This window comes from Clostridium cochlearium, from assembly GCF_900187165.1.
GTDB classification, from domain to species: domain Bacteria; phylum Bacillota; class Clostridia; order Clostridiales; family Clostridiaceae; genus Clostridium_G; species Clostridium_G cochlearium.
Genome location: NZ_LT906477.1, coordinates 1,980,333 through 1,995,776, shown reverse-complemented (window position 1 = coordinate 1,995,776; position 15,444 = coordinate 1,980,333). Strand labels below are relative to the sequence as shown.

Here is a 15,444-nt window from a genome sequence, read left to right as displayed (position 1 = left end):
TTATATGAAGGTTTTTTATTTTTAGTCAATGTATTTATATTTAAACATATTATAATTATGAAAGTATGTATTAAGGAGCGATTGAAATAGAGTCAAATGGATTGTTAAACCTGTTAAGTAATGTTCCTTCTACAATTTTAAATAAATTAGCCCAACTATCTCAGAATGAAGAAATTTTAAGGGGAAAGGTTGAATTAACAGTTATATATAATTTACCACCTGAAAATATAAGAGTTTCTATAGAAAATTTAGGAGGAATTTTTGAAGATTTAGGATATAATTTTGGAATAGTAACTCTAAATATAGAGGATATAGAAAAGATATCAATAATACCTGGAATACAATATGTTGAGTTACCTAAAGCTGTTTACACAAGTGACTTAGGAAGTAATAGAGCATCCTGTGTAATTCCATTAAATGAAATATACGGATTAAATGGAGAAGGGGTTTTAATAGGATTTATAGATTCAGGTATTGATTACACTCATCCAGCTTTTATAGATGAAGAAGGTAATACTAGAATAGAATATATAAAGGATTATTCTGAAGGGGGAAGGGTTTGGAGCAAAGAGGACATTAATAGGGCTTTAAAATCTAATAACCCTTTAAGTATTGTAAATGAAGTAGATACAGTAGGACATGGAACCCATGTAGCAGGTATAGCTTGTGCTGGAGGAAACATAAATAAAAATCTATATGGACCTGCATATAAAAGCAGTATAGCTATGGTAAAGATAACCGCTAGAGGAAATATAAATTATTCAAAAGATACGTTAATAATGAGAGGTATAAAATTTTTAATAGAAAAAAGTAAAGAATTGAAAAAACCTTTAGTTATAAATTTAAGCTTTAGTACAAATGATGGTTCACATAAGGGCAGCAGCCTATTTGAACAATATATAAATACTGTATGCAGACTTGAGCCTATATCTTTTGTAGTGGCTGCTGGTAATGAAGGAGATAGGGCACATCATGTAGGGGGAATTGTAAAAGAAGAACAAAGTATTCCTATCAATATTTCTCAAGGAGAAAGAGGAATAATACTACAAATTTATAAAGAAATAATAAATAATTTTATTATAGAAGTAATAAATCCTGCGTCAAATACATCAGGTAGGATAATTTTAAATGAAGGATATAAGGAAGGTAGTATTGGTGGTGATAAATTTTATATTTATAATACAGGGCCTAAACCATATAACATGAATGGAGAAATAATAATAACAATACTTTCAGAGGAAGATTTTATTTTATCAGGAATATGGAAGCTAAATATAAGTTGTAAAGATAAATATAAGGGTAATTATGATATATGGATGCCAATAAGTGAATCTTTAAATCCAAATACTAAATTTTTAGAACCCAATATATACAATACTTTAGGCATTCCAGCCACTGTTGAAAATGTAATATCTGTAGGTAGTTATAATTACTTAACTAATACTATATCAAGTTTTTCTGGAAGAGGCAGTTTATATGAAAAAGAGTATATAAAACCAGATATAGTAGCGCCAGGAGAAGAAATATTATCCTCAGTTCCTAGAGGAGGATTTGATACAAAATCTGGTACATCTATGGCAGCACCTGAAGTTGCAGGTATATGTGCTCTTTTTGTGCAATGGGGAATTGTACAAGGAAAGGATCCTTTTTTATATGGTGATAGATTAAAATATTATCTTCTTAAAGGGGCAAGAAGAAATAGACCAGCTTTAAACTATCCCAACGAAACTTGGGGATATGGGGAAATTTGTGCCCAAGATGCTTTTAATATATTAAGAATAGGGAGAGAAAGCGGGAGTGTTATGAGAAAAATAAGACAAAATGAAAACATTAAATACAATAGATATTTAATTGAATATGATGGTGATATTGTAAATAAAATGAAGGACATAGATTATGCAGATGTATTTATATTAGATGAAGATTATGCCGTGCTAATAGTACAAGATGGTAAAGAGGAACAAATAGAAAAAACTTTAAAAGAAATAGTTTATATAGAGATGAACTATATATTTAGTTTAACAGATATAGATCCAAAAGAGACTTCACATATAAATGAATTCCATGAATATCCGTATTTAAATTTAACCGGCAGGGGAGTATTGGTAGGAATATTGGATACTGGAATAGACTATTTAAATACTGAATTTATAAATGAAGACAACACCACAAGAATTGAAAGAATGTGGGATCAAACAGATAATAAGGGACCTAATCCTAAAGGCATTCCTTATGGTACAGAATATTATAAAGCAGATATAAATAATGCAATAAAATCAAAGTTAGAGAATAAAAATCCCTATGACATAGTACCATTAAAAGATACTATTGGTCATGGTACTAAAATGGCTGGAGTAATAGGTGCAAAAGGTAAAAAACCAGAAGTTAAAGGGGCAGCACCAGATTGTGAATTTGTAGTGGTAAAGTTAAGACCTATGAATGAAGAGGAGAAGATTGAACAAATAGGTCATAATTTTATAAAAGACCCACTATATGATACGGTATCTATTACAACAGCAATAAAATATCTATACAATGTTGGAAAAGAGCTTAATAAGCCAATGGTTATATATGTTCCTTTGGGAAGTAATGGAGGACCGCATGACGGAAATACAATATTGGAAAGATATATAGATAGCATTTCTAACATAAGAGGTCTTGCAGTAGTAACAGGAACTGGCAATCAAGGAGAAAGCTCTACTCATACTTCAGGAACCTTAGAAAAAAGTGGTGATATAAAGACCATAGAGTTAAAAGTAGGACCTTTTGAAAAGGATCTCACCTTTGAAATTTGGTGTAAGAAACCTGATAAGGTATCTATTGGAATAACATCTCCTGCAGGAGAAATTATAGAAAAAATACCTGCTAAAATAAAAGAAAAAGAAGAAATAGATTTAGTTTTTGAAGGTAGTAAGGTATTTGTAGAATATTATCTTCCAGAAGAATTAACAGGAGATGAATTAATACTTGTAAAAATAGAAAATATAAGAGAAGGTATATGGAGATTTAATCTTATAGGGGATTTAATTGTAAATGGAAGATATGATGCTTGGTTGCCACAAGAACCTATAATAGACAAAGAAACAAAATTTTTAAATTCAACTCCTTATACTACAATACAAATGCCATCACCAAGTAGAAATATTTTATCTACTTCATTTTATGATCAAAATAATAATTCAATATTAGGAGAATCCTCTAGAGGATATACTAGAGATGGAAGAGTTGTACCAGATGTAACAACGGGTGGATTAAATATAAAGACTATAGATACTAGTGGAAATGTTGTAACTGTAAGCGGAAGTAGTGCTGCTTCTGCAATATATGCAGGAGCCTGCGCATTGATGTTTCAATGGGGAATAGTAGATGGAAATGATCCTACTTTATATGCTGTAAAATTAAAAACATACTTTATAAGAGGAGCTACTAGAAGAAAGAGTGATATATATCCTAATCCAGAGTGGGGATATGGAATATTAAATTTAAGAGGAGTATTTGAAAATGTAAGAAGTAAATTTAATAATAAAAGAAATGTGTTTGTTAGAATACCTAAATTTATTATGAAATAATAGTTACGAAACTTGCATATAATTCATATTATAAAATGATAATAATGTTTAGGAGTTAAAATTAAATGGCAAAAGGAGCTTTAAAAGTACAGGTTTGGAAGGAAGATAGTTATATTCCTATAGAAAACACGAAAGTAACTATAGTACAGTCAGGAGATATGGATCAAAACAAAATAGAAAGAAGTGAATTAACAGATTCATCAGGATTAACTAAGGAATTAGAATTAAATGCACCACCTATGGAATATTCACAATCTCCAAATCCCAATTTACCTTATAGCTTAGTGGATTTAAAAGTTGAAGCAAGTGGATTTACACCAATGATAATAAAAGGATGTCAAATATATCCAGATAGAGTAGCCTATCAAGAGTGTAGAATGGAAACTAGTACACCCACAAGACAAGCCGAAGAAATAATAAATGTAGAACCAAATACTATAGTGGGAAACTATCCACCTAAAATTCCAGAGAGCCCAGAGAAGGTGTTACCATCTCCAAGCAGTGGATTCGTGGTATTACAAGAACCAGTAATTCCAGAATATATAGTAGTACATCAAGGAGTACCAGAGGACAATGCTGCACCTAATTATACTGTTAGATACAAAGATTATGTTAAAAATGTAGCTTGTTGTGAAATATTTTCTACTTGGTCTGAAAATACAATTAGATCAAATGTATATGCAATAATTTCTTTTACTTTAAATAGAATATATACAGAATGGTATAGAGCAAAGGGAAAACCTTTTGATATAACTAGTTCTACTGCATATGATCATGCTTTTAATTATGGTAGAAATATATATGATAATATAAGTAGGGTAGTAGATGATATCTTTTCAACATATATGAAAAGACCAGGAGCCAAACAACCATTGCTTTCTCAATATTGTGATGGAGTAAAAGTTAAATGTCCTGGATGGATGACTCAATGGGGTAGTAAGTATTTAGGAGATGAGGGAAAAACTCCTTATGAAATATTAACATCTTTTTATGGCAGTAATTTAGATTTGGTTACAGCTAAAGAAGTTAATGGAATACCAAAATCTTGGCCTGGATATACATTAACTGTAGGAAATAGAGGCAGAGACGTTAGAACTATACAAATCTATTTGAATAGAATAGCTGATAACTATCCAGCCATTCCAAAGATGGCTGTGGATAGCATATATGGTACTAATACACAAAATTCAGTGAAAGTTTTTCAAAGTGTATTTTCACTACCACAAACAGGGAATGTAGATTATGCAACATGGTATAAAATTTCCGATGTATATGTAGGAGTTACAGGTATAGCAGAATTGAGAATGGCAAGAAGCTATGAAAAATTTAATAAAGAAGTTTTAAATGATAAAAAAGGAATATTTGTTCCACCAAGCAATAATACAAAAGATTATAGAAAATTATATATAATTTACCCCAAAGATGTGTAAAATAACTACAAGGGAATTTCCCTTGTAGTTATTTTAATTTTTACGAGGAATATTTATTAAGTTTCTATTAATAAAGGTTTAATAAATTATGAATAAGTTAATTAAACTACTAAAACATAGGCGTTATGAGTAATTTGACATAGTAACAACTTCTATGTTACAATGAGATTGTTGCGAAACAAACAACTCATAGTAAAAATTAAAGTTGTTTGTTTTTTTATATCAATAGATTTAATATCCAAATTTAGGAGGTCAATATGACAAAAATTAAAGTTGAAAATGTATATAAGGTATTTGGAAATAATACTCAAAAAGCATTTGAATTAATAGAAAAAGGACAAAGTAAAGAAGAAATACTTAAAAACACAGGTTGTAGTGTAGGGGTAAATAATGTAAATTTCGAAGTGGAAGATGGAGAGTTTTTTGTTATTATGGGGCTTTCTGGAAGTGGAAAGTCTACATTAATAAGATGTTTAAATAGATTGATAGAACCTACATCAGGTGCAATTTATATTGATGGAAAGGATATTGCCAAATGTAATGATAAAGATCTTATGGAGATAAGAAGAAAAAAAATAGCTATGGTATTTCAAAATTTTGCTTTATTTCCACATAGGACCATATTAGATAATGTGGAATATGGGTTAGAAGTACAGGGGATAGATGAAAAAATCAGAAAAGAAAAAGCAATTGAATCTTTAAAATTAGTGGGATTGGAAAATTATGCGAATAGTAAACCAGATGAATTAAGTGGAGGAATGCAGCAAAGAGTAGGCCTTGCAAGAGCATTGGCAACAGATCCAGATATATTATTAATGGATGAGGCATTTAGTGCATTAGATCCACTAATACGTAAAGAGATGCAAGATGAGTTACTTCAACTTCAGTCAAAAATGCAAAAAACTATAATTTTTATAACTCATGATTTAGATGAAGCTTTAAAATTAGGAGATAGGATAGCTATTATGAAAGATGGAGTAATTGAACAAATTGGAACATCTGAGGATATTTTAACTAACCCAGCTAGTGATTATGTTAGAAATTTCGTAGAAGGTGTGGATAGAACTAAAGTTCTTACAGCATCTTCAATAATGAAAAATCCAAATCCAATATTAACACATAAGGATGGACCTAAAGTTGCAGTTAGATTTATGCAAGAAGAAGAAATATCTAGCTTATATGTAGTTGATAAAAATAGAAAACTTAGGGGAATAATAAAAATAGAAGATGCCTTGGATTTAGCACAAAAGAATATACGACAAGTAGATGAAATAATAGATAGAGATATACCCATTGTTTCTCCAGAAACTCCTATATCAGATTTATTATCTATGGCTAAAGATTCTAGGTATCCTTTAGCTGTGGTAGGTCAAGATGATAAACTTTTAGGAATAATAAAAAGATCTACTATAATCGGAGGAATATTAGGAAAGGAGAATTAATTATATGTTTTTTAAATTTCATGTAGGACCTTTTTTTGAATTTATCGTTGAATGGCTAAAAGCTAATATAGAACCGTTCTTTAATTTAATAAAAATTATTCATGAAACACTTATAAAAGGATTGGAAAATATACTTATGTTTCCACCTAGCATAGTGGTTATTATATTATTTGCTTTATTAGCATACAAATTAGCAGATAAAAAGGTAGCTGTTTTCACCTTTGTAGGATTATTTTTTATAGATTCTATGCAATTATGGAGTCAGACTATGCAAACACTATCATTGGTTTTAGTTTCAGCCTTAATAGCATTATTGATAGGGGTGCCATTTGGTATTATGTCTGCAAGAAGTGAAAAAGCTAATAAAATATTAAGACCCATTTTAGATTTTATGCAGACAATGCCAGCTTTTGTATACTTAATACCAGCAGTATTGTTTTTTGGTATGGGAAAAGTACCAGGAGCAATAGCTACTGTTATATTCTCAATGCCTCCTGCTGTGAGATTAACTAATTTAGGAATAAGACAAGTTCCGGAGGAAGTGGTAGAAGCTGCAAAATCCTTTGGTTCTACACCTAAACAAATGCTATATAAAGTACAACTACCTATAGCTTTACCTACTATATTAGCAGGTGTTAATCAAACTATAATGCTTGCATTATCAATGGTTGTTGTTTCAGCAATGATAGGAGCAGGAGGATTAGGTAGAGAGGTTTACCAAGGTATAACCCAATTAAAAATAGGTCAAGGTTTTGAAAGTGGTCTTGCAGTAGTTATATTGGCTATGATATTAGATAGGATGACTCAAGCACTTTCAAGCAATAGATAATAAGGAGGATTTTAATGAAGTTCAAATTTAAAAAATTAGCTGTAATACTTTGTTCAGTATTGTTAACTACTTTAGTGCTAACAGGATGTGGAAAAGATTCAGCTAATAAAGGAAAAGGAAGCATAAAGCTAGGATATGTAAACTGGGCAGAAGGAGTTGCTATGACTAATCTTGCTAAAGTTGCATTAGAAGAAAAAATGGGATATGATGTAGATTTAACTATGGGAGAACCAGGTATGATATTTACATCTATATCAGATGGAAATTTAGATGCATTTTTAGATACATGGCTTCCAGTAACACATCATGATTATGTAACAAAGTACAAAGATAAAATAGAAGATTTAGGATATAATTATGAAAATGCTAGAATAGGATTAGTTGTACCAAAATATTCTTCAATAAATAGTATAGAGGATTTAAATAAAGTTAAAGATAAATTAAATGGAAAAATTGTAGGAATAGATGCTGGTGCAGGTATAATGGGAGCTACTGAAAAGGCAATAAAGGATTATAATTTAGACTATGAATTACTAGAAGGTAGTGGTCCAACAATGACTACAATGCTTAAAGAAGCAATTGACAAAAAAGAAGAGATAGTAGTAACAGGTTGGAAACCTCATTGGAAATTTGCTCGTTGGGATCTAAAATTTTTAGAAGATCCTAAAAAATCCTATGGAGAATCAGAAAATATTCATACTTATGCAAGAAAAGGATTTAAAGAAGATATGCCACAGGTAGCTGAATTTTTCAAAAATTTTAAGTTAGATGACGATCAATTAGGAACTCTTATGGGAGATATAGCAGATAGTGATAAGGATCCAGAGGAAGTAGCTAAAGAGTGGATGAATAAAAATGAAGAACTAGTTAACAGTTGGATACCTAAGGAAAAATAATATTAAAAGGATAGAACTTATATATTAAGTTCTATCCTTTTCTTCTATAAATTATAGACTTAAAATTTGTTTTAAGTAATCATTTTTTTCAATTACTGTTATTAAAGGTAGTCCTAAACCATAACAACATAAAAATTCTCCAAAACCAACTTGGAACATAGTTAAAAATAAAGGCCATTTTAGAGTATAATTAAGTAGTAATCCAATTATAATTGCATTTAATATAACTGGTGGCAAAGGAGCTAAAAGTTTTTTATATTTTAAATTACTTTTTCCTATTTGCCAAGTAGCTATAGCCGCAATTAAAGTTGTTAATGAACCAAATATTACATCTAATGGTCCTACTGGACTTAAAAGGTTAGATATAAGACAACCTACGAAAAGTCCTGGTATTGCTACTGGGGTAAAGAGTGGTAAAATAGTTAAAGCCTCTGCTACTCTAAATTGAGAAGCTTGGAAGCTCATTGGATAAGTTAGAAATATAGTAACTACTGCATAAATAGTTGCAATAATAGCACTAGTTACTAATTGTTTAGTGTTTTTAATCATAATATACCTCCATAGTTTTATTTAAGGACAGGATGGTTTCGAACTGTCCATATTATTTTTTTATATTCTAAAATATGATATTATAATATATTATGTTTGTCAAGAAAGAGAGAAATTTTAAAAGTAAAAGGAGTTTAATAATGTTTCAATCAAAGGAATTAAATTTACCTAATGGTTTTAAAGCTATAATAGTTAAAAAGGATACGCCTATTTTTTCAATTAATTTAGGCGTAGGGATAGGATCTATTTTTGAAAGTGAAAAAGAAAAAGGTATTTCACATTTTATAGAACATATGCTTTTTAAAGGCACTGAAAATAGAACTAATAAAAAATTAAATGAGGATTTAGAAGAACTAGCTGGAGAATATAATGCATATACAGATTATAATTGTACTGTTTATTCTATTACTGCGTTAAATGATGAATTTGAAAATGCCATGGAAATTATAAGTGACATGGTTATAAAATCGAATTTCCCAAAGGATGAAGTAGAAAAAGAGAGAAAAGTAATACTTTCAGAACTTAATGGAAGTAAAGATGATATAGAAGATTTTAGTTTTGTAAAAATAAAACAATTAGCCTATAGGAATAGTCCACTAAAATATGATACAATAGGAACAAGAGAAAATATAGAAAATTTTACCAAAAATCAATTGAAAAATTTCTATAGTAAATATTATGTCCCAAATAATTCGTATATATCCGTAGTTTCATCTTATGATTATGATTATGTGGAAAGAGTAATATATAAATACTTTAATATGTGGTCTAAAAAAGAATTTGTAAAGAAGAATGTAAGCTTTGAAGAAAATATACCAGGTAAATATATTTATAATAAAAGGGATATAGAACAAAGTTGTATATTATATCTTTATACTTGCAATAATTTAAATAAGAAAGAAGAAATGGTGTTAAAAGTACTAAATCATAGATTAGGAGAAAGTAATAATTCTTTATTGTTTAGAAAACTCAGAGAAGAAAAGGGGTTGGCTTATGATGTATATACTTTACTAGATAGTATAGATTCATTTAACTCTGTATATATTTATACAGCAGTTTCAAAGAACAATATAGATGAGGCTATTAATACTATAGACGAATGTATTGAGAATATAAAACAGGGAAAAATTAAATTTAATGCAAATACTATTAGACTTATGAAAAAAACTTTAAAAACTGCTATAGCATTTATTTTAGATGATAGCACTGACTTAAGTAATTATATAGTTCATCAAATTATAGATAATAGAAATATATATGAATTTATAGACGATACTAAGAAATTGGATGAAATAAAAGAGGAAGATATAGTAAATTTATCAAAAAAAATATTTAATAATCCTACTATACATATTTTAAAGGATAATTAAGATATGTTTAATAAGGAGGAAACAAACTTGAATAAATCGGAGAAAAATAAAGTTACTAAAATAGAAATTCAAAAGAGAAATAAAAAAAGAGTAAACTTATATATAAATGATGAATATGCTATGGCTTTTAGTACAGAGATAGCATTTAAACATAATTTAAAAGTGGGACAAGAAATAGATTATGAAGAATTAAAAATTATTGCAGAGGAAGATAATTATATAAAATGTAAATCAGATGCTTTAAGATTTATTGAGAAAAGTTATAAAACAGAAAAACAAGTATATAATAAATTAATTGCTAAGGGATATGATAATGCAACTATAGAAAAAGTTATTGATTTTTTAATTGAATACAAATTTATAGATGATTGTAGATTTGTAGAACTCTATATAGAGGAAAGATTAGAAAGGGAGGGGAGAAATAAAATAAAATATTCACTTATGAAAAAGGGTATAAGTGAAAGTAATATAGATGAGAAATTAAATTATATAGATAGAGATACAGAAAGAGATGCTTTAAATAAAATAGCAGAAAAAAAATACAAATCTATATTAAAAAGTGAGGAGGATAAAAAAAAGATATATAATAAATTAGGAAGATTTTTAATGAGTAAAGGATATTTGTGGGAAGATGTGAAATGTGTATTAAATAAACTTTTATATAATCATGGTCAATAAGGGGGAATTATGAATGAATAATATAAATCCCATAACATTAATAATGATTGTGGTATTTTTATATCCAATATTAAAAGGGTTTTTATTCAAATTTTCATCCCAGGATTTGAAACTAGATATAGAAGAAACTAATAGGAGCATATCATTTATAGTGGGACTTTTAATAGGAACCATAGGTGGGAAGAAAATATTTTTACAACATGATGAAGGAATATATAAGTCTATATATTATTCTATATCACAAAATATAATTAACTATATAGAGAATAAACCGATTATAATATATTTAGTTTTAATACCCTTATTTATTTTTATAATATATAAAATTACGTTTATATTGTTACATTTGATTAATAGTATAACTTTTTATCCAGTATTAGATAGGATAGAAAGATATTTAAGGGGAAAAAGTAATATTTTTAAAAGAATTGTAGGAGCAATATCTCAAATTCCTAAATCTATAGCTTTTATATTAATAGTAGCTTTTAGTTTAAATATAGGGTCTATGTTTTATACGAACAGCTCTTTAAATACATATTTAAATGAATCATTACCATATAAATATGTATGTCAAGAATTTGTGATACCAATAACCAATTCCAAATTAGCACAAAAACTGCCTAAAATAATAGATAATTCTTTTAAAATAGTATCTAAAGATATAGAATCCAATAATGATACAAAGAATAATATAGATAGATCTAGGACTATAGTATATTACAATGGAATAACTCTAAGTGAAGGGGTAAAATCAAATAAGGAAATAGATGATTTTGCTAGATTTTTAGTAAAAGATGAAGTAGAAACTAGGAAAAAAGCTAAGATATTATATAATTGGGTGGGAAGTAATATAATTTATGATTATGAAAAAGCTAATAAAGTATTAAATGATGATTTTAATGTATCTTCAGGTGCAATTCCTACTTTTAACACTAAAAAAGGAATTTGTTTTGATTATTCATGTTTATACGTGGCTATGTGTAGAGCTAATGGAATACATGTGAGACTAGTGACAGGTATGGGGTTTAATGGCATGAACTGGGTAAGTCATGCTTGGAATGAAGTATATTTACCTGAAGAAGATACATGGATCAGTGTAGATACTACTTTTTATAAAGGTGGTAATTATTTTGATAGTAAAAGATTTAATTTAGATCATAAGGATGATAATATTGCAGGAGAATGGTAATATAAAAAGATAATCTGTGAGGTGTATATCACAGATTATCTTTTGAAGTTTTATACTTATTTTCTATTAAAGAAATAGCTTTTTTACAATCACTATCATTTGGATTTAATGCCCAAGCAGCTTTAAAATTAATTAAAGCTTTTTTGTTGTTATCTAACATTATGTAACAATAACCTAAATTAAAGAAGTATTTACTATCTTTTTTTAATAAAAGAGATTTTTTCAATAAAGGTATTGCATCTTTAAAATTCTTTAATTTTATAAAACATACAGCAGTATTGTATAAAGAAGCAGCTTCATTTGTTTTTAATTTTATGGATTTTTTATATAAAGCAATGGCTTTATGATAGTCTTTTAAATTATAATAATCATTTGCTTTTTGAAAATAATTCATTTGTTAACCTCCATTTATAATATTGTCTTTGTTATATATATTTATTCAATCAAATATATATGTTATTTAAATTATGTACTAAAAAAGCTAATAATATTCATTAATGGTGTTTAATGTATGGATGTTTATTTGATATAGTTAAGGCTATATGATACAATTAAAATAATGGAAATTATGTTCCTGTATACCATTTATGTAAATAGTTATTTAAAGTTCAAATATATAATCAAAAATTTTAATATAATTTAGTAATGTTTACTAAACAATAAATCTTATACTTTTGGGTATAAGATTTATTGTTTTTACAAATATAAAAATAAAGAGGTGGTTTATTTGGAAAATTCCATAGAAAAGGTTATAAAATTGGATAAGAATGTGGAAGAATATAAAAAAATAAAAAAAATAGAAATAAATAAAAAAGAGGAGGAGCTAAATAAAAAAATAGAAAAAATGTGGAGGGATACGGAGGAGGAGTTAAAATTTTTAAAAGATGATATAGAAAAAAAATATGAAAAAAAATTAAAAGAAAGTCAAGAAAAAATACAAGATGAAAAGGATGAAAAAATTATAAATATAAAAAATAAATATAATCGCAAAAAAGAAACAATTTTAGAAAATGCATTTAAAGCAATTTTAAATCCCTTTGGGGAGGAATGATTATGGGAGATATAACAAGGTATGCTGCAATTAATTCAAAAGTAAAAGCTATGCAAAAAAACTTTTAACTATAGAACAGTATAAAAAAATTATACAATGTGAAAATTATAAAGAAGTATTAAGTTTCATAAGCAATGAAACATATTATGGAGAAATATTAAAAAAATATAATTTACGCGAAATTCATAGAGGACAATTAGAATATATACTAATGAAAGAGTATATTTTGAACATGGAAAGTTCGTAAAATACTATGAACGCGATGATTATTTAATGGAAAGAGATATTTTAATGTATATAAGTAAGATACATTTAAAAAATAAAAAAGAACATGAAAATAATATAAGTACAGTAGTTGCTTATTTAGAACTGGCTTTAATTGAAATAAGAAATATAATTTCTTTAATTGAAATAAAAAGATATGGAATTAATAATGAAGATTTATATAAATATTTAAGCTTAACTATTGATTGAGAGGTGATTTTATGTCAATAGAAAAAATGGTTATGATTAATATAGCATCTCCTATAGAATTTATGGATTCTGTGATTAAAGAAGTAATACTATCTGAGGCACTTCATCCTGTAGATGCATTTGAAAAGATAAGTGAAGGTAACTTTAATATATCTACTATAGAGGAAAATTTAGATCCCTTAATAGACGTAAACTATGTTAAACCTTATTTTGAAAAAAGAGATTATTTTAATGTAAATGAAAAAATAGGTAATTTAAGAAAATTGATTAATGAAAGAAAGATTTTAGACATTAAAGATGAAGATTTAATAATGGACTATGATGAATTACAGAAAAACATATCTAATATATCAGATAGAATAAAAGATTTAAATGAAGAACTTAATCAATACAAAACCAAGAAGGAAAAACTAGAAGAATACAAGGAAAATTTAAAGTACTTTTTATCCATTGATATTAATATTAAGAAACTAACTGATTTAAAAAATTTTGAGTTAGAGGTATATAAAATAGAAGATAAAAAATTTAAGATAATGAAAGAAAACTATGAAAATATACCTGCAATAGTGGATAAAGTGTATAAAGGAAATGGTTACACCATAATAACTGTTATATCTACAAAAGCTTTAAAAATAGATACAAATAGAATATTAAATTCTTTAAATTGCAGAAAATTAGATTTACTGGAATGCCATTATCATTAAAATTAGGACCAGGAATAATAGGAAATATGTTTGATGGTATACAAAGGCCTTTAAAAAAAATAAATGAAATATCTTATGGATTTATAGATGAAGGGATTGGATTGATATCTATAGATAAAGAAAAACAATGGGATATAGATATTTTAGTTAAAGTTGGAGATAAACTAAAATCAGGAGATGTATATGCTGAAGTTCAAGAAACTAATATTATAAAACATAAAATAATGGTTCCTCAAAGGGTAAAGGGAGAGGTTATAAAAGTAAAAGAAAATGGAAAATACAACATAGAAGAAAATATTGTAACTTTAAAGGATGGAGAAAATATATACAAATTAAATTTATATCAAAGATGGCCAGTTAGAAAACCTAGACCCATAAAAAATAGACTACCTTTAAGTAAGCCACTAATAACAGGTCAAAGAATATTAGATATGTTTTTTCCTATTGCAAAAGGAGGTACTGTAGCAATTCCAGGTAGTTTTGGGACTGGAAAAACAATGACCCAACATCAGTTAGCTAAATGGTCTGATGCAGACATAATAGTTTATATCGGATGTGGTGAAAGAGGAAATGAAATGACAGAAGTTTTAGAGGATTTTCCTAAACTTGTAGATCCTAAAACAAATACTTCTCTTATGAATAGGACAGTTTTAATTGCAAATACATCTAATATGCCTGTTGCAGCTAGAGAAGCGTCTATATATACAGGTATAACTATAGCTGAATATTATAGAGACATGGGGTATGATGTAGCTATTATGGCAGATTCAACATCAAGAATTACAAGTTATAGCCAATATATGTCTATGCTAACTGATTGGTATATTGAAAATATATCGGAGGATGTAATAGATTTAAAGAATAAAATGCTTAAAATATTGTTTGAAGAAAACAAACTTCAGGAAATAGTTAAATTGGTAGGAGAAGATGTTCTTCCTGATGATCAAAGACTTATTTTAGAAGTAGCAAGAATTTTAAAAGTAGGTTTTTTACAACAAAATGCATATCATAATGAGGACACTTATGTACCAAAAGAAAAACAATATAAAATGCTAAAGGCTATAGAATTACTTTATGATAATGCATATAAATGTGTCAAAATGGGAATTCCTATTTCACAAATTAGAAATGAAGAAATATTTGGAGAGTTAGTTAAGATGAAATACAATATACCTAATGAAGATCTATCAGGTATTGCAGAAATAGAAGGGAAAATATATTCATATTATAAAGAGCTTATAGAACAATATAGTAAATAACAAG

At 27.5% G+C, this 15,444-nt stretch carries 15 protein-coding genes; 13 read left to right on the top strand and 2 right to left on the bottom strand.

Annotation, left to right across the window (positions count from 1 at the left end; all coding sequences use genetic code 11):
* Window positions 1-101 precede the first annotated feature (101 nt).
* From CKV72_RS09735 to CKV72_RS09715, 5 genes are all read left to right on the top strand, one after another.
* Entirely contained in the window at window positions 102-3,569 is a 3,468-nt protein-coding gene (locus tag CKV72_RS09735; protein WP_242955725.1) for a S8 family peptidase, read from the top strand.
* A gap of 65 nt (window positions 3,570-3,634) precedes the next feature.
* Window positions 3,635-4,999, top strand: coding sequence for a peptidoglycan-binding domain-containing protein (locus CKV72_RS09730; protein WP_095178162.1), 1,365 nt, complete (start codon window positions 3,635-3,637; stop codon window positions 4,997-4,999).
* A gap of 257 nt (window positions 5,000-5,256) precedes the next feature.
* A complete protein-coding gene (gene proV, locus CKV72_RS09725) occupies window positions 5,257-6,441 on the top strand; it encodes a glycine betaine/L-proline ABC transporter ATP-binding protein ProV (RefSeq protein ID WP_089863598.1) in 1,185 nt (394 codons plus the stop codon).
* Between the two features lie 4 nt (window positions 6,442-6,445).
* Window positions 6,446-7,270: an ABC transporter permease gene (locus tag CKV72_RS09720; protein WP_089863599.1), complete on the top strand. Its 825-nt coding sequence runs from the start codon at window positions 6,446-6,448 to the stop codon at window positions 7,268-7,270.
* A gap of 14 nt (window positions 7,271-7,284) precedes the next feature.
* The gene (locus CKV72_RS09715; RefSeq protein ID WP_089863601.1) at window positions 7,285-8,166 is read left to right on the top strand and encodes a glycine betaine ABC transporter substrate-binding protein; all 882 of its coding nucleotides are present in this window, start codon (window positions 7,285-7,287) and stop codon (window positions 8,164-8,166) included.
* 51 nt (window positions 8,167-8,217) lie between these two features.
* On the opposite strand, the gene CKV72_RS09710 is transcribed toward CKV72_RS09715, so the two are convergent.
* Window positions 8,218-8,715: a QueT transporter family protein gene (locus tag CKV72_RS09710; protein WP_089863603.1), complete on the bottom strand. Its 498-nt coding sequence runs from the start codon at window positions 8,713-8,715 to the stop codon at window positions 8,218-8,220.
* 140 nt (window positions 8,716-8,855) lie between these two features.
* Between CKV72_RS09710 and CKV72_RS09705 the strand changes: the two genes are divergently transcribed.
* Genes CKV72_RS09705 through CKV72_RS09695 form a run of 3 tightly spaced genes read left to right on the top strand, consistent with a single transcriptional unit; the run spans window position 8,856 to window position 11,952 of the window.
* A complete protein-coding gene (locus CKV72_RS09705; RefSeq protein WP_169712371.1) occupies window positions 8,856-10,085 on the top strand; it encodes a M16 family metallopeptidase in 1,230 nt (409 codons plus the stop codon).
* A gap of 27 nt (window positions 10,086-10,112) precedes the next feature.
* Window positions 10,113-10,763 carry a recombination regulator RecX gene (gene recX, locus CKV72_RS09700; protein ID WP_089863606.1) on the top strand — a complete coding sequence of 217 codons (651 nt, stop codon included), beginning with the start codon at window positions 10,113-10,115 and terminating at the stop codon, window positions 10,761-10,763.
* A 13-nt stretch (window positions 10,764-10,776) separates the two neighbouring features.
* Entirely contained in the window at window positions 10,777-11,952 is a 1,176-nt protein-coding gene (locus CKV72_RS09695) for a transglutaminase-like domain-containing protein (RefSeq protein ID WP_089863608.1), read from the top strand.
* Window positions 11,953-11,980: 28 nt separating this feature from the next.
* Here CKV72_RS09695 and CKV72_RS09690 read toward each other — a convergent pair whose 3' ends face one another.
* The gene (locus tag CKV72_RS09690) at window positions 11,981-12,346 is read right to left on the bottom strand and encodes a tetratricopeptide repeat protein (RefSeq protein ID WP_089863610.1); all 366 of its coding nucleotides are present in this window, start codon (window positions 12,344-12,346) and stop codon (window positions 11,981-11,983) included.
* Between the two features lie 333 nt (window positions 12,347-12,679).
* Here CKV72_RS09690 and CKV72_RS09685 point away from each other — a divergent pair, with 333 nt between their 5' ends.
* The 5 genes from CKV72_RS09685 (at window position 12,680) to CKV72_RS09665 (ending at window position 15,440) form a co-directional block, all read left to right on the top strand.
* Window positions 12,680-13,003 carry a hypothetical protein gene (locus tag CKV72_RS09685; protein ID WP_095178159.1) on the top strand — a complete coding sequence of 108 codons (324 nt, stop codon included), beginning with the start codon at window positions 12,680-12,682 and terminating at the stop codon, window positions 13,001-13,003.
* A gap of 70 nt (window positions 13,004-13,073) precedes the next feature.
* Window positions 13,074-13,250 carry a V-type ATPase subunit gene (locus CKV72_RS12615; RefSeq protein WP_095178395.1) on the top strand — a complete coding sequence of 59 codons (177 nt, stop codon included), beginning with the start codon at window positions 13,074-13,076 and terminating at the stop codon, window positions 13,248-13,250.
* 44 nt (window positions 13,251-13,294) lie between these two features.
* The gene (locus CKV72_RS09675; RefSeq protein WP_089863614.1) at window positions 13,295-13,477 is read left to right on the top strand and encodes a V-type ATPase subunit; all 183 of its coding nucleotides are present in this window, start codon (window positions 13,295-13,297) and stop codon (window positions 13,475-13,477) included.
* Window positions 13,478-13,488: 11 nt separating this feature from the next.
* A complete protein-coding gene (locus tag CKV72_RS09670; protein ID WP_095178158.1) occupies window positions 13,489-14,181 on the top strand; it encodes a V-type ATP synthase subunit I in 693 nt (230 codons plus the stop codon).
* Window positions 14,166-15,440 (top strand): ATP synthase beta subunit C-terminal domain-containing protein, encoded by a 1,275-nt coding sequence (locus CKV72_RS09665; protein WP_242955766.1) that lies wholly within the window; start codon window positions 14,166-14,168, stop codon window positions 15,438-15,440. The genes CKV72_RS09670 and CKV72_RS09665 overlap by 16 nt, the downstream gene beginning before the upstream one ends.
* The last annotated feature ends 4 nt before the right edge of the window (window positions 15,441-15,444 follow it).